This is a genomic window from Desulfothermus naphthae, from assembly GCF_054657475.1.
The window spans coordinates 66197-82529 of the sequence record NZ_BAAHYQ010000002.1; the positions used below are offsets into that span (position 1 = coordinate 66197).

Annotated in this window: 10 protein-coding genes; 3 read left to right on the plus strand and 7 right to left on the minus strand. The window is 36.3% G+C overall.

Annotated elements, in window-relative coordinates:
- Positions 1-139: 139 nt before the first annotated feature.
- The 4 genes from fdhF to ACYQ1E_RS09815 form a co-directional block, all read right to left on the minus strand.
- Positions 140-2839 (minus strand): formate dehydrogenase subunit alpha, encoded by a 2700-nt coding sequence (gene fdhF / locus ACYQ1E_RS09800; protein ID WP_459878704.1) that lies wholly within the window; start codon positions 2837-2839, stop codon positions 140-142.
- Positions 2832-4820 carry an FAD-dependent oxidoreductase gene (locus ACYQ1E_RS09805; RefSeq protein ID WP_459878707.1) on the minus strand — a complete coding sequence of 663 codons (1989 nt, stop codon included), beginning with the start codon at positions 4818-4820 and terminating at the stop codon, positions 2832-2834. Before ACYQ1E_RS09805 ends, fdhF begins: the two co-directional genes overlap by 8 nt.
- A gap of 327 nt (positions 4821-5147) precedes the next feature.
- Positions 5148-7751: an ATP-dependent chaperone ClpB gene (gene clpB, locus ACYQ1E_RS09810; protein WP_459878710.1), complete on the minus strand. Its 2604-nt coding sequence runs from the start codon at positions 7749-7751 to the stop codon at positions 5148-5150.
- Between the two features lie 27 nt (positions 7752-7778).
- Positions 7779-8774 carry a DnaJ C-terminal domain-containing protein gene (locus ACYQ1E_RS09815; RefSeq protein WP_459878713.1) on the minus strand — a complete coding sequence of 332 codons (996 nt, stop codon included), beginning with the start codon at positions 8772-8774 and terminating at the stop codon, positions 7779-7781.
- 466 nt (positions 8775-9240) lie between these two features.
- Between ACYQ1E_RS09815 and ACYQ1E_RS09820 the strand changes: the two genes are divergently transcribed.
- The 3 genes from ACYQ1E_RS09820 (at position 9241) to ACYQ1E_RS09830 (ending at position 12566) form a co-directional block, all read left to right on the plus strand.
- On the plus strand, positions 9241-10695 hold the full coding sequence (locus ACYQ1E_RS09820; protein WP_459878716.1) for an outer membrane homotrimeric porin: 1455 nt from the start codon (positions 9241-9243) through the stop codon (positions 10693-10695).
- A 150-nt stretch (positions 10696-10845) separates the two neighbouring features.
- On the plus strand, positions 10846-11193 hold the full coding sequence (locus tag ACYQ1E_RS09825) for an IS1/IS1595 family N-terminal zinc-binding domain-containing protein (RefSeq protein ID WP_459878719.1): 348 nt from the start codon (positions 10846-10848) through the stop codon (positions 11191-11193).
- 80 nt (positions 11194-11273) lie between these two features.
- Entirely contained in the window at positions 11274-12566 is a 1293-nt protein-coding gene (locus ACYQ1E_RS09830; protein WP_459878722.1) for an IS1380 family transposase, read from the plus strand.
- Between the two features lie 503 nt (positions 12567-13069).
- Here ACYQ1E_RS09830 and ACYQ1E_RS09835 read toward each other — a convergent pair.
- Genes ACYQ1E_RS09835 through ACYQ1E_RS09845 form a run of 3 tightly spaced genes read right to left on the minus strand, consistent with a single transcriptional unit; the run spans position 13070 to position 16333 of the window.
- Positions 13070-14389 (minus strand): hypothetical protein, encoded by a 1320-nt coding sequence (locus tag ACYQ1E_RS09835; RefSeq protein ID WP_459878725.1) that lies wholly within the window; start codon positions 14387-14389, stop codon positions 13070-13072.
- A complete protein-coding gene (locus ACYQ1E_RS09840) occupies positions 14361-15431 on the minus strand; it encodes a glycosyltransferase family 4 protein (protein WP_459878728.1) in 1071 nt (356 codons plus the stop codon). Before ACYQ1E_RS09840 ends, ACYQ1E_RS09835 begins: the two co-directional genes overlap by 29 nt.
- Positions 15431-16333, minus strand: a complete 903-nt coding sequence (locus ACYQ1E_RS09845) for a glycosyltransferase family 2 protein (protein ID WP_459878730.1) — start codon at positions 16331-16333, stop codon at positions 15431-15433. The genes ACYQ1E_RS09840 and ACYQ1E_RS09845 overlap by 1 nt, the downstream gene beginning before the upstream one ends.

The window sequence follows — 16333 nt, forward strand, 5'->3', positions numbered from 1 at the left end:
TATAAGGCCAGGCAAAGATGCCTGGCCTTTTTTTATAAACACGCTCTATTGGGATTAATCCTAAACCCAGGTTAATAATCACTAGTAGGGGCAATTCATGAATTGCCCCTACAAATCACAATCCACCAATCACGAATCACTAATCAACAGGCTCAATATTCACAGGGATCACTTTAAATTCTGGTATGTTGCACACAGGATCCAGTCTTTCTGATGTTAAAGTATTTATTGGAAGTTCAGAGAAGTGGAAGGTGGAAAATATCACTTTTCTTGGAACTATATCAGTTATCTTAACAGGTGCTACTAACTCACCTACCTCTGATTTTAATCTTATTTTACCCTCTTTCTCAATTCCAATTTCCCTGGCATCGTCGGGATTTATGCATACATATCCTTGAGGAGCCAATTTATCAAGGGCATAGCTCCTTCTGGTCATGGTACCAGTATGGTAGTGGTATATAACCCTTCCAGTTGTAAGGGTATATTCATAATCTTTAAAATCTTCCTCATATGAAGGCTGAATTGCAGGATCAAATTTTGCCTTTCCACTCTGTGTGCTAAACTTATCTTTGTATAAAAATTTAGTCCCAGGATGGTTTTCAGATGGACATGGCCACTGAATACCACCTTTTTTCAGCCTCTCATATGTAATTCCCCTATACTGGGGCACTACCTTTCGAATCTCATTAAATATATCCTCAGGTGAGGAATAATCAGCACTGATTTGAAAATGTCTCATAAGATCCCTTAAAATCATCCAGTCTGGTCTTGAATTTCCAACTGGTTCTAAAACAGGTCTTACCAATTGAACACGCCTCTCAGTATTTGTATATGTGCCATAACTCTCAAATGATGACGTGGCTGGAAGGATTAGGTCTGCATATTTTGCAGTATCACTTAAAAAGATGTCTTGAACCACCATAAATTCCAGCTTTTCAAAGGAATTTTTTAAACCAGTCAAATTAGCATCGCTCAATACTGGATTTTCTCCCATTATATAAAGGGCCTTGATATTGCCTTTATCTATCTCATGGCTAATGAGAGATGCCCTGGTTCCAGGTTTATCAGGAAGACTTTGGACTCCCCATACCACCTCAAATAACCGTCTAACATTATGGTCCCTAACGCTCATATATCCTGGCAAAACATCTGGAAGTGCTCCCATATCACATGCGCCCTGCACATTATTCTGACCTCTCAAAGGATTTACTCCACTTCTCTCTTTACCTACATTTCCAGTCAAAAGAGCCAGATTTGCAACTGATTTCACCACATCGGTTCCATTTTTATGCTGGGTTATACCCATTGCATATACAAAGGACACATTGGTAACAGATCCAATTAACTCAGCTGCCCTGTTTAGTTGTTCCACACTAATTTCACATATTGAACTTACCTTATCTGGCGTATATTCACGAATTACCTCTAAATATTTGTCAAAATTTTCAGTTCGATTTTCCACAAACTCTCTATTCCACATCCCTTTTTCATAAAGGATATGGGCTATACCATTTAGCAAAGCAACATCTGTTCCAGGGTTATGTCTAAGCCACAGGGAAGCAAATTTTGTAAGTTCTATTCTTCTTGGATCACATACAATTAACTTAGCGCCCCTGACATCAACGCTTCTTTTTATCATAGTACCAATTACTGGATGGGCTTCTGTTGTATTTGAGCCTATTACGAAGATTACATCTGCCTTTGTCATGTCATCTATGGAATTAGTCATGGCACCTGCACCAAATGTTGCGGCCAGCCCGGCCACTGTTGAGGAATGTCAGAGACGGGCGCAGTGGTCTACGTTGTTTGTACCAATTGCAGCCCTCATAAATTTCTGAAAAAGATAATTGTCCTCATTTCTAGATTTTGCAGAAGAAAGTCCCATGATTGCATCTGGACCATATTTTGCTTTTATCTCCATTAATTTTACTCTGATTATATCATATGCCTCATCCCATGATATTGGAACAAATCCATTTGACTGCCGCAAAAGAGGGGTCTTTAATCTGTTTTTATTTGTTACAAAATCATAACCAAACCTTCCTTTTACACACAGGCTACCTTTATTGACCCCTTTTTCATATTTTTTCTCAACCCCAATAATCTCCTGGTCAGTTGCCCTGTAAATAACAGTACAACCAACACCACAATAAGGACATATTGTTTCAACATCCTTTGTTGCCCATTTTGGAACATCATGTCTTGCCTTTTCAAATTCTATGGCATTGACAGGACATACTGATAGACATTCTCCACAAGAAATACACTCAGGAGAATAAAATATTGTTTTTTGTTGTGCATTAACAACTGCTGATGCCCCCTTTCCATCATACATAAGTGCGCCTACCCTACACACCTCTGTACATGCTTCAATACATCTTCCACATAATATACATCTATTAGGATTGTATTTAAGAACTGGAGATGGATGCTTTGATTTATGATATTCTATTGGTTCAGTTCCATATTCATATATTTCTGCTGGAGTAATCCCATATCTATGGACAAGGGAAAGCAATTCATTGTCCTCATCTATTGAGGAAAAAATTGATATAGGATGATGGGCAATTAATATCTTCAGGTTTTCCCTCCTCAGTCTCTCTAATCTATCTGTATTTGTATGTATTACCATTCCATCTTTTGCCTTAGTGGTGCAACTGGCAACAGGAATAGTTAGACCTTCAATTTCAACAAGACACATCCTGCAAGTGCCTATAGGTCCAAGTCTCTTTAAATAACATAGAGTTGGAATATATATATCATTTTCCTGACAAACTTCTAAAATTGTTTTACCAGGATTTGTTTTTATTTTAACACCGTCTATTGTAAGACTAATCATTGGTATTACCTCCTTTATCAAACCCGACTAAAATTACTTTATAACATCTAAGGCACCTATCAGCATCTGTTATTGCATCCATGGGTGTTATAATTATATTTTCTGGATCCGCCTTTTTCTTAATAATAAGGGGGGTCTCTTCTATTAACATCTTTTTGTTTATTTCTGATTCAAAATAATCCACAAATTGAGATTCTGTAAAAAGGCCAGTATCTTTTAACATATCAGATATCATTTGAGAATCTTCTATCTCAAATTTACCATATCTTAAGTATTGGTCAATGTAAGTTGCGGCCCTCTTTCCTTGCGCTGCAGCTTCAATCAATGTTGCAGGACCCAAGACACAGTCTCCTCCAGCAAAAATTCCCTCTTCATCAGTCATGAGGGTATCTTTATCAACAGCTACAGTATTTCGCTTTGTCTTTTTTATTTTAAGGTCTTTCTCACTGTCCAGCCAACTTAGATCAATCTGTTGTCCAATGGCAGGAATAAGTATATCTGTCTCAATTACAAATTCCGAACCCTCAATCACCTCTGGCCTCCTCCTTCCTGATGCATCTGGCTCACCTAATTTCATCTTTACAAGCTCAACTCCAACTATCTTTCCATCTTCAACAATAATCCTTGTGGGATTTTGGAGAAATTGAAATTTAACTCCTTCTCTTAAGGCCGCTTCATATTCTTCCTTATGTGCAGGCATCTCTTTTTCAGTCCTTCTATAGACCACTAATACATCTTCTACACCAAGTCTTTTTAATGACCTACAACAATCCATGGCAACATTACCAGCTCCAACAACAATTGCTTTTTTCCCCAGCTTAACTGGTTCGTTATTATTATATTTTCTTAAGAACTCAAGGGCCTCATAATATCCTTCTGGATTTAACTCCTCTCCAGGTATGCCCAGCCTTCTGGTCTTTTTGGCACCAATACTTACAAATACTGCGTCATATTTTTCTTTTAATTCTTTGAGTGTAAAATCTTTACCAAGGGCCTTGTTATAATATATCTCTGCACCAAGGTCTTTAATTAATCTTACATCCCTGTTTACAACTTCTTTAGGAAGTCTATATTCAGGGATTCCCCACATCATCATCCCACCAATTCGGTCCGTTGCTTCAAAAATGTGGACATCATATCCTTTTTTAAGCAAAAAGTGAGCACTTGTCAGACCTGCAGGACCAGCACCAACTATGGCAACCTTTTTCCCCTTTGGAGGCTCCTTAGATAGCCCTTTATAAGGGTCTTCTTTTTCCAAATCATATACCCAATCAGATACAAATCTCTTTAGGTGTTTTATAGCAATGGGAGAGTCAATTTGTCTTCTCCTGCATGCATGCTCACAAAATGCTACACAAATCCTACCACATATAGAAGATAATGGATTCTTTTCCTGAATGGTCAAAAGAGAAAGTGAGTAATATCCCCTTTTTATGTATTCAATATATTGAGGTATATCTATCTGAATTGGACATGCCTCTATACAAGGGGCAGTTACTTTCCATCTATAATCTAAAGTGTCTATCTCATTTTTTGTCTTCAAAGAACTCAAAAATATATCCCTAAAATGAGTCAATGCCTTTCCAAGTGGAATTAGGGACGTGTGTCCCAACTCACACATAGAAGCATCATAGGTAAGCTCCACCATTTTTTCCAATATTTTTAAATCATTTTCCCGACCAACACCTTCAACTATACGCATTAAAACATCCATTGCCACCTTGGTACCTAACCTACAGGGAGTGCACTTTCCACATGATACATCCCTTTGGATAATCTCCACATATTTTCTCAAAAGATCAATCAAATTTACTGAGTTATCAAATACCAAAAATCCATTCCAGGCAACAAACCCAAGGGTCTTTTTGCCTTTATTTGATAAATCTAAACCATCAAAACCTGGTTCATCTGGAATCTGATCATGGGGTAGGTGGCGATTATCTATCACCCTATCTCCCCAAACCCCATAAACTACTTTCATAAAAATCCCCCTAAATAATTTTTGTTCACATAGACAACAGATTTAACTTCCTGGTTTTTTTAAAATCTTTCTATAAAATTTTTAAACCTGTATAAAGTTATATAAAAAAAAAGATAATAGCGTTAAACATTGATGTTTGCATACATGTTTTTAATTTCACTTTCAACTAGATATTATCTCCTTTTTAAGGCAGATTTGGGTGAGGGTGTGGCTGTTTTCATATTAAAATTGGATTTCTCAGGAATGTAGTTTCTGAATGAGATGGGTAAGGAGAAAAAAAATCAGCCTAGGCTTGTCATTTGACAAACCTAGGCTGATACTATTTCATTAATTTACTTTAAAAACAAGTGAACCATTTTCAACATCTATAATCACCTTTTGACCTTCCATTACCTTTCCTGCAATTATCATCTTGGCAATCTCTGTTTCCACCTTAGTCTGTAAGTATCTTCTTAAGGGTCTTGCGCCATAAACTGGATCATAGGCCTCTCTTGCTATAAATTCCCTGGCTCTCTCTGTTAATTCAAGGCCAATCTTCCTTTCTTGTAGTCTGTTTCTGATCCTCTCAACAAGTAGATCCACAACCTTTTTGATCTCTTCTAACATAAGAGGTTTAAACAAGACAATCTCATCAACCCTGTTCAAGAATTCAGGTCTGAAGTGGGACTTTAATTGGGCAAATACCTGTTCTTTTACACCTGGTTTTAGTTCACCAGTTTCAGTTATACCTTCAAGTAGATAATTAGATCCTAAGTTTGATGTCATGATTATTATGGTATTTTTAAAATCAACAGTCCTCCCGTGACTATCAGTGAGTCGACCATCATCTAATATTTGCAATAATATATTAAATACATCAGGATGTGCCTTTTCTATTTCGTCTAAAAGGATTACACAATAAGGTTTTCTCCTCACTGCTTCAGTGAGCTGTCCTGCCTCTTCATAACCCACATATCCTGGAGGAGCTCCAATTAAACGAGATACAGTATGTTTTTCCATATATTCTGACATATCTAATCTTACCATATTGTCTTCTGTATCGAACAGGGCTTCAGCCAGGGTCTTACATAATTCAGTTTTTCCAACACCTGTAGGTCCTAGGAACATAAATGACCCAATAGGTCTGTTTGGATCCTTTAGGCCAGCCCTTGCCCTTAAAACTGCATTGGATACAGCCTGAACAGCCTCATCCTGTCCAACAACACGTCTATGCAACTCCTCAGGAAGTCTCAAGAGTTTTTCCTTTTCTCCCTCCATTAGTTTTGTCACTGGAATACCTGTCCACTTGGAAATAATCTCAGCTACATCTTCAGGTCCAACCTCTTCTTTCAATAATCTCCTTTTACCTTTTTTCTCAAGCTCTTCTTCTTTTGCCTTTATTTTTGCTTCTATTTCAGTATATTTTCCATATTTTAGCTCAGCCACCTTGTTTAGATCATAGTTTCTTTCTGCCTCTTCTATTTCCAACCTCACACGCTCAAGCTCTTCTTTTAGCTGTTGAAGCTCTTTGATTTCTTTCTTTTCCTCTTCCCATTGGGCAAGCATTTCATCTCTAAGTTTTGTGAGTTCTGCAAGTTCCTCTTCTAATTTTGTTAGCCTTTCTTTAGATGCATCGTCTTTTTCCTTTTTTAGAGCTTCTCTCTCTATCTCCAGCTGCATAATCTTTCTATTTATCTCATCCAACTCTGTTGGCATGGAATCAATTTCTGTCCTAATTTTTGCTGCTGCCTCATCAATTAAATCAATGGCCTTATCTGGCAGATGTCTATCAGAGATATACCTATGTGAGAGAGTTGCAGCGGTAACAAGGGCACTGTCGCTTATCCTAACTCCGTGGTGTACTTCAAACCTCTCTTTAAGTCCTCTCAAAATCGAGATGGTATCCTCAACTGAAGGTTCATCAACAATGACAGGTTGGAATCTCCTCTCTAAGGCCGGGTCTTTTTCAATGTATTTTCTGTATTCATCTAAGGTAGTTGCACCTATACAATGGAGCTCACCCCTTGCCAACATGGGTTTTAGAATATTTCCAGCATCCATTGCACCTTCTGCCCTACCAGCACCAACTATTGTATGGAGCTCATCAATAAATAGAATAATCCTGCCCTCAGATTCCTGAATTTCCTTTAATACAGCCTTGAGCCTCTCTTCAAATTCACCTCTGAATTTGGCACCAGCAATTAATGCTCCCATATCTAAGGCATATATGGTCTTATCTTTTAATCCTTCAGGGACATCTTGTTTAACTATTCTCTGGGCAAGGCCTTCTACTATTGCTGTTTTACCAACACCTGCCTCACCAATTAATACAGGATTATTTTTTGTCCTCCTGCTCAAGATCCTAATCACCCGTCTAATTTCACTGTCTCTGCCAATAACAGGATCCAGCTTTCCACGCCTTGCCTCTTCCACTAAATCCCGTCCATATTTTTGCAAGGCCTCATAGGTTGCCTCGGGATTATCAGATGTTACCTTTTGATGTCCTCTCACTTCAATTAAGAGGGATAAAAATTTATCTTTATCCAATTTAAATATCTGATTTACTCTACCAATTGGAGTAGAAGGATTTTCATCTAAAATACACATGAATATATGTTCAACACTGACGTATTCGTCCTGCATCTTTTTTGCTAAATCCTGGGCACGAACAAGGACATCATTTAATCTATGGGTTACATAGATCTGTCCTGGCTGGGCACCAGGTCCCATGACCTTGGGTAGATTTTGGATTTCTCTTTCAATAGAATCCCTATAAGCATTTGGATCAATATTTCCCCTTTCCAAAACCCTGGGTATCAAGCCATCTTCCTGAGAAACCAGTGCATATGCCAAATGTTCAACATCTACCTGCTGATTATTATGCTTGATAGCTATGTTTTGTGCTTCAGATAATGCCTCTCTTGATTTTTGTGTAAATTTATTTAGATCCATAATTGTTTCCTCCTTTTTAATTATTTTTTAAAAATTTCTTGGATTAAAATTTGATATTTTTTTGAGTTCTTCAAAAAGCTCCCTTTCTCTGGGACTTAAATTTTTTGGGACTTTAATCTGGATTCTCGCAAAAAAATCTCCTTTTTTTGCGCCCCTACCAAGGCCTTTCCCTTTTATCCTCAACTTTTGACCGCTGCTTGTTCCTGGAGGCACCTTTAATTCAACTCTACCATCTAAAGTAGGGATGGACACAGAACATCCCAAAGCTGCCTCCCATGGAGTTAAAGGAAGGTCTAAAATTACGTTATTTCCTTCAACCTTAAACAAATGATGGGGAAGTAATTTTACTTTAAGATATAAATCTCCTTTAGCTCCCCCAGGTCCTATTTGTCCCTGACCAGCCAGACGAATCTTTGATCCTTCACTAACTCCAGGGGGAATATTTACAGTAAGCACCTTTGATGAAGCTCCATCAGATAGGGTGATTGTCTTTTTTCCGCCTTTATATGCATCTTCTAGTGTAAGTTCGATTTCTGCCTCTGAATCTGCACCTCTGGTGTTAGCTTGCTCAAAAAAGTCATTTCCATAAAATTGGCCAGATCCAGAGAAGGGATCTCCTGCAAATCTGAATTTTTTGGAACCGCTTCTAAATTTACCACCCCTTGACTCGCCAAATAGATCCCCAAAAATGAGATCAAAGAAATCACTAAATCCTTCAAAGCCTTCACCACCGCTTGTACTAAAATGAAACCGTACATTTTCAAACCCTGGGGGGGGTTCAAAATTCTGGCCATGTTCCCAATTGGCACCAAGCATGTCGTATCTTTTGCGTTTTTCAGGATCCTTTAAAACCTCATAGGCTTCGTTTATTTCTTTGAATTTTTCTTCAGCTTCTTTGTTGTTTGGATTAAAGTCTGGATGATATTTTTTGGCCAATTTTTTAAAGGCCTTATTTATCTCTTCCTGGGTTGCGTTCCTTGAAACACCTAAAATTTTATAGTAATCCTTATATTTAACAGCCATTTCTAATTCACCCTCCTCTTAAATATAACTCGATAAGTAAGCACAAAAAAATAAGCGGTTTTTTCCGCTTATTACACACTATTTTAATTATTTTTTCAATGGATTCATAATATAAAGTAATATCAAAAAATAAATAGTCAATAAGAATAGTTCATTAACACCTAAAAGGAAATTGAAAAGAAATTGACTCCACGTAAAAATTTGTAAAATTTGTCACTTTTTTGCCAATATATTGTAACACCTTCCATGATATTACCTCTTTCCAAGAAAATGATAGCGTTGAGATGTTCCTTTTTGGAAGCAATCATTTTCCTGAACAAAGGCTCAAGCAGCTGTACCTGGAAATGTCAATGTTTCTTTGAGTAAAAAATTTGATTCATAGATTTAAAGATAAATATGACCACAATTACTAAGTATAGGGGAATATGATTTATTGTAAACCCATAACAAAAGGAGGTAAGTTGGTATGAAGAAATTATTTTTGGCATTGGTAGCAGGGGTGTTTGTTCTCTCTTATGCCTTGAGCGCCTCTGCCACAGAGGTTAAAACCTATGGTTATTTTAGGGCCTATGTATCTCATGTTACAAACTATAATTTTGATGACGATACAGACGAAAATGAGTTTACAGCAGCCCAAAGACTCAGACCTTATTTTGATTTTATTGCCAATGAGAATTTAAAGGCAACTCTGGCTCTGGAATACGATACCACATGGGGTAAGAAATCAAGGCCAGTTTTTAAGGATGCTGGTGGTGCAGCAGGAATGGATACTACTACCAATACGGAACTAAAGCGGGCAATGCTTGCTTTTAAATGGCCCAACACAAATATCTTATTTAAAATTGGTGCCCAAGGTATGTCTTTACCTGGAACATTTGAAGGGGGTATAAGCCCAGTATTCAATGGTGACATTACTGGTGCAATTGTAAGTGCTCAAATAAATGATATGTTTGGCATAACCATTGGATGGGCAAGACCATGGGTAAATGAAGATCATAATGGACTGATAGGTTCTGAGTCAGATGAAAATATAGATGCCTTTTTCTTAACACTACCTGTAAGAATTGAGGGTGCAAAAATGACTCCTTATCTCCTATATGCAACCATAGGAGATAGTGCTTATCCAGCAGGTGGAAAAGTATTTCTTCATTCAGGCGGACTTGAGGCCTATTATAACGGAGCACTTACGGGAACTTTGAAAAAAGATGATTCAGATCTCTGGTATGCTGGAATGTATTATGAAATTTCAATGTTTGAGCCTCTAGTTGTCAAAGGTAACATTATATACGGGAAACTGGATAGCGATATAGAATATAGAAATGGTTCCAGCAACGAAGATGAAATTGGTGAGAGAGAGGGTTGGTATGTGGATCTAGCCATTGATTACAAGATGGATTTTATGACACCTTCGGTGTATGGATATTACATGTCTGGAGATGACGATGATCCTTTTGATGGAAGTGAATGTATCCCTGTACTTGCAAGTGACGGATGGGGAACACCAGGAGGCTTTGCTATTGGAGATAATAGTGTTTTTGATTTCAATGACAATAACTTTGGATTGGCACAAACATCTCCAATGGGTGTATGGTTAGTTGGTTTTGCCTTTAAAGATATCTCTTTGGTTGAAAATCTTAAGTCCACCTTTGCCATTGAATATGGAGAGGGTACTATTGACAGTGACTTGATTGAAAAATATGGTGCAGCCTATGCTGCTGAGATAGATGGTCATTACGTGTTAACAGATGAAGATTCTTTTATTCAAGTAATGCTCACTAACAAATACAAAATCTACGAAAACTTGGCAGCAGTATTAGAGCTCGGATATGCATCTCTGGATATGGACGATGATACCTGGGGAGATGATTACTTAGAGGACAATGCTTATCTCGTAACATTTGGTTTCACCTATGACTTCTAATTTAGGTTAAATGATTACCTGACGCCACTATAAGGCCAGGCAAAGATGCCTGGCCTTTTTTTATAAACACGCTCTATTGGGATTAGAGAGTGTTTACATTTAGATAGAAATATAATAAGTTATCCCAACCAAAATGATGGGAGGGAGAAAATGGTTGTATGCAAGCATTGTAATTCAACGCGAGTGGTCAAAAATGGTTTTGTTCGTAAAAAACAGCGGTATTTTTGCAAGAACTGTTCACGAACTTTTGTGATAGGAGATGCAAGGAGAAAAGAATCTCTGAAAGTAAAAAAAGCTCTTGCAGTTATTCTTTATTCTCTTGGTAAAGCATCATTTGTCTTTTTAGCTAAATTATTTGGAGTTTCTCGTTCATTGACTTACCGATGGATAAAAGAGGAAGCCGAATCACTTCCTGAACCAGCTATATCTAATGAGATAAAAGAAATAGAATTTGATGAGATGTGGCATTTTATCCAGTCCCTAAAATTTGCATCATAAGATAATGTTTAGCTTGACAATATAGTGAATTAATGGTATAAAGTGTTTCAAATAGGAAGTATGAAGGAGGCACTGATTCTATGCGTAGATTCCATGTTAAGTTCACTGAAAAAAATCTTACGGGCAACGCCGGACTGGTATTGCTGGGCCTGTTTGCTGACAAACTGAAGCTTCCCAAGATGCTTGAGCAACACATTACTATTAAGCGGGGAGCTACCGCACAGTATAAGGTTTCCGACATTATCATGATTTTGATGATGGCAGTGTTAGCCGGGGCTAAGCATATGAGCCATGTATTTATCCTAAGATCTGATTTAGCATTGAGGTCGCTTTTTAAATGGGAAAGGTTTCCTGACTATACTACCATAAATCGGGTTTTTAAGTTGTTTAATCCCCGACATTGCAATGAGCTCTCCGATGTAGAAACAAAAGTGCGCAAAAAGGTTTGGGGTAAAAAATGGTTTAGCCGCATCACTTTAGATTTGGACTCTACAGTGCGTGGGGTGTATGGGAAACAGGAAGGTGCCGAGAAGGGTTACAACCCCAAGAAGCCAGGACAAAGGGGATATCATCCGCTCCTTTGCTTTATTGCTGAGACGCGGGAATGTCTTCACAACTGGTTTAGAGCCGGAGCTGCTTATTCAGCCAATGGTTGTGTAGAGTTTATGCAAGAGTGCTTTGCCAAGCTTCCAAGGAGAGTCTGGAAAATTATTGTACGTGCAGATTCCGCCTTTTTTAATGGAGAACTTTTAGACTACTTAGAAGAGGCTCATGCTTTGTACTTAATCAAGGTTAAGATGCGAGGACTCACTCAGCTTTTAGAAGCTCAGAAATGGCACAAGGTTAAAAATAGACCTGGCTATGAGAAGACCGAATTCACATACAAATGTGAGAGGTGGAAACACCCCCGCCGGTTTGTGGCCGTACGTCAAGTAATAGAGAGCAAATTTAGTTGCTTTTTTTTCAGCGTTACAAAGACTGAGTATGATTATTTTTGTTATGTAACAAATATGAACCTGAGTCCCTGGGACGTCCACAGGTATTATTGCCAACGGGGGGCCAGTGAAAACTGGATTGAGTGGTGTAAGGGACAGATGGCCTCTGGAAGCATTTTGACACAGGATTTTTGGGCCAACTCCGCCATATTCCAGACCTGTATTCTGGCTTACAATCTACTGGTTTGGATGATGTGGCTCAACGATGAAGATGGTTTTAGAGAAGAGCCCAACACAATCCGCATGTTTCTAATCCATGTTCCAGCTCGGCTGATGCATGCGGGACGACAATGGTTCCTTCGATTATCGAGGGATTATTTTTTCAAAGAACGTTGGATAAAGATAGAAAATTCCATCCGGTCATTACAATTTGCTTAATCTTTTTTTGAGAGTATCCTCCAAAATAGGATTTTGCGTAAGTCCATGTGCAGTGGTGTGCCTTTACACACCCGTAAAGAGTGCCACTGACCGCAGCTTCTACCTGAAAAAGCCTTCCAAGTCACAATGAGGGAGACATATCCTTTAACATAACAGCTCCATATCTAGGTATCTCTGTCCAGAACAATCAGTTGCTTACGATTGAACTGTAATTGCAGATTTTAGGTTTAAAATTAGTAGGGTCTTACAAAAAAATTGTCTATAACTAATTATATTTATTGATTAATTAACAAAATTTTCTTTAAAAAAGGGAAAGTCCTGTTAAAAAAAATCTTTTATCTATTTTTTTATAAAACTTCCCTTTTTCTCGCTCTTAATCTTACTTTTATCTGTTTTTGAATAATGTCTCAATTATATCGAATTCTGCGGGATACTATAACAAGATTTTCTTAAAAAAAGAAAAAGTCCAGTTTAATAATATTTTAGGCAATGTCTTTAAAATATTAAAAATCTGTTAGATCAATTATTTTTATACGGTCTGTTTTTTTTGGTATTATTCCAGTATGATCCAAAAGAATAAAAGGCTTTAATCCTGCAATAGTCTTATATGAATTATTCTTAAAATAAGAATTAGTAATGGCATTCCAATTGTTTGCATCTTCTGGAATATTACCATTAGAAAGGGAGTGAAGTAATTTTAACCATTTTAAAGACGCTTCTACCATTTTTTCTGGCCTTTTTTGCCATGAGCCATAAGGATGGTCTGGAATAAAGGTAGAATATTTTTGTCCCCAATATCCATCAGGAAAACGTTTTATAATAACATTAGCATCTATTGTCCGCCAATTTCCTTGAAGAAGTTTACTTTTTAAATTTTGAAATTCTACTACTTTTTTTCCATATGGAGAAAGATTAAACTTTTTATCCACTAAACCCTTCATGTGCTCTATATATACATAATCAAATCCTTTTGTATAAGCATATTTTAATGTATCTAATAATTCTTCTGGAGAATGACACCCTTTTAAATATTTTCCTCCAAAAGGGAATTTGTCCAAAAACCACAAATCAACACATGCCCACAATTCAGCTTGACCATATTGTCTAGCTGCTCCTGAATATACATAATACATTAAATCATTATAATTTTCTTTAAGTAATTTAGGTGCTAAAATTGCGCCACCACGCGCTGCAGGATGGGCATAAGCAGGGAATACCATTTCAAAAACCAATCTCTTTCCATAACTTTTATAATATTCAACTAGTTCTCTTATCTTATCTACTACTAGATCATGAGCAACCATTGCAGATTTCTTAGCAACATCCACAAAATAAGGTAATACAGTTCTATTATTTAACTTTGCTCCATTTAGAGATTGCATTAACATTGGTTCATCATATACAACCCCTAAAAAAAGAGGATCTCTGGCAAGAATACTCATAACCTTTGAGCTTATATCCCACCGATAAGTCCCATCCTTGTGTTCAAAGTAAGGAAAATTGGGGACATAATTTACTAATTCTGTATTAAAAAGATAGGAAAAATGATTTCTTCGACAGAAACTTATAATTTCCAGAAGACCTTTACCAGAAAGTATTTCCTCAGGAGATATGTGCCAAACAATAAACTTAATCTTCATCTTTTTTAATGCACTTTCAAATGCATGGCTAGAAGTCTGATGATTCCAATTATCTGCATTCACTCCTAATACAAACCCATATACAGGTAAAATCCAAAAAAACAAAAAAAAAAGTATAAAGAACATGACCACATAATAGAACTTTTTTGTAGTTTTAATTGATCTTTCTAAAAATGTGTACATAACGTCTCCCTTGTTTTTCTAATGAATAAAAATTCTTTACTGTTTTTCTCCCATGACTGCCCATTTTTTCCCTTAACTCTTGATCACATATCAACCTTTTCATTTTAAGAATCCACTCTCTATCATCTTTTGCCAAAAAACCGTTTAAACCATCTTGAATAACTTCAACATTTGCTCCAATAGGAGAAGCAATAACGGGAATGCCAGCAGCCATATATTGGATAATTTTAAAGGCACATTTTCCCTTTGCAAATTCAAAGTCCAATAAAGGCATAATCCCTATATCAAAAAGGGAAAAATAGTCTAATTCCTTAGATAATTCCCAAGGAAGGTAAGTTATATTCTCTAAATTCCAATCTAATGGTTTGTTTAAGCCAATTATTATTAATTCAAAATTAACTTCCTTTATCAATTTGTGAAACACATCTTTAACCACTTGAAAATGAACCCTATTTGTAGGCGTTCCTATCCACCCTATCCTAACATGAGAAGAAGGATTCCTTTTAATTTTACTATATTTTTCATAACTTACCACTGTAGGAATAACCTCTACCTTTGCACCTAATTTATTAAAGTAATCAGCTAAAAAACGGTTACCACATACTACTGTAGAAAATCTTTTTGCTATATCTTCAAATTTTGTAAAATCCCTTAAATATCTATGAATAAAACTTGAAGAAGCCTTATCTTTTAAAAAAATTGCATCGTCAATATCCAAAATTACCTTGGAATGTAACCCAAAAACCAATTTTTCTAGCCATGGTGGTCCTATTGGAGACAATTCTCTTAGAATCCATATTACATCGTACTTGGGAACTAAAATCAAGACTTGAATAATTCTTTTAAAAAGAAAAAACATATAAAACAAAATCTTTAATAGAGTATTACCTTGTTCCTGATGCCATAAAAAAAATCTTTCATTTAATAGGCTCAAATGATCCACATATATTTCTTGTTTTTTAAAAAAATCTATATACTGATATATCCTATATCTAGTATCTGGAGATAAATTAGGTTTTATTGTTAAAGCTAGGACTTTCATTAAAAAACCGCCCTAAAAAAACCTTGTGCCTTTTTTTTAAATATAATTCTTTTTGTAAAAATATAAAGAAATGCAAATATACACCCCTTGCCCAAACCCTCCAACCTATTAATTAGATCAACTAATATCTGGTCAAATATCCCAAAATGTTTCTTAAAATATATATTTCTACTATTTCTTAATGTCTTTATCATAACATCTATATTAGAAGGACTCTCAGCAGAAACTCCTCCAATGTGCTTTACCTTAGCTTCTGGCCTAAACCACACCTCACGATTTGCATCTAATACCCTTTTACAAAAATCCACTTCTTCAAAATACATAAAAAAACTCTCGTCAAAACCTCCAAATTTTATAAAATCTTTATGGCTTACAAAAAAACAAGCTCCTACAACCTGTTCCACATTTCTAGGAATTTTATGATCAAAATGTAATAATTTATATTGCCCTAAAATACGATCTAAACCACAGGCATCAAGAAAAATTCTGTACCAATTTGGTAAATTTCTACATGTCTTTGTAATTTTACCATGTTCATCTAATATCATAGGGCCAGCCACACATGCCCTTAGATTGTTTAAAAGAAAGTTAGATAAAATTCCTGGAACATCATTTATCAACTCAGTATCAGGATTTAAAAACATTAAAAAATTTCCTTTGGCATGCCTTGCCCCAATATTACACCCTTTTGCAAATCCTACATTTCTTTTAGGAACAACTAATTTTAATGCTATTCCTGGATTATTTTTTAAAAAATTTTTTACCTTTTTTGAAGTTAAGTTATCCAACGAATTGTCAACTATTATTATTTCCCACGGTTTTGAGGCGTGTTTACAAATAGACCTTAAACAAGCCTCTATTGTATTTTCATTGTGATAAGCAACAATTATAATAGAAACCAT

Coding starts and splice junctions, on each gene's coding strand:
- ACYQ1E_RS09805 (WP_459878707.1), bottom strand. CDS start 4,820: ATGAAAGTAGTTTATGGGGTTTGGGGAGATAGGGTGATAGATAATCGC.
- ACYQ1E_RS09815 (WP_459878713.1), bottom strand. CDS start 8,774: ATGGCTGTTAAATATAAGGATTACTATAAAATTTTAGGTGTTTCAAGG.
- ACYQ1E_RS09820 (WP_459878716.1), top strand. CDS start 9,241: ATGAAGAAATTATTTTTGGCATTGGTAGCAGGGGTGTTTGTTCTCTCT.
- ACYQ1E_RS09840 (WP_459878728.1), bottom strand. CDS start 15,431: ATGAAAGTCCTAGCTTTAACAATAAAACCTAATTTATCTCCAGATACT.
- clpB (WP_459878710.1), bottom strand. CDS start 7,751: ATGGATCTAAATAAATTTACACAAAAATCAAGAGAGGCATTATCTGAA.
- ACYQ1E_RS09845 (WP_459878730.1), bottom strand. CDS start 16,333: ATGGTTTCTATTATAATTGTTGCTTATCACAATGAAAATACAATAGAG.
- ACYQ1E_RS09830 (WP_459878722.1), top strand. CDS start 11,274: ATGCGTAGATTCCATGTTAAGTTCACTGAAAAAAATCTTACGGGCAAC.
- ACYQ1E_RS09835 (WP_459878725.1), bottom strand. CDS start 14,389: ATGTACACATTTTTAGAAAGATCAATTAAAACTACAAAAAAGTTCTAT.
- ACYQ1E_RS09825 (WP_459878719.1), top strand. CDS start 10,846: ATGGTTGTATGCAAGCATTGTAATTCAACGCGAGTGGTCAAAAATGGT.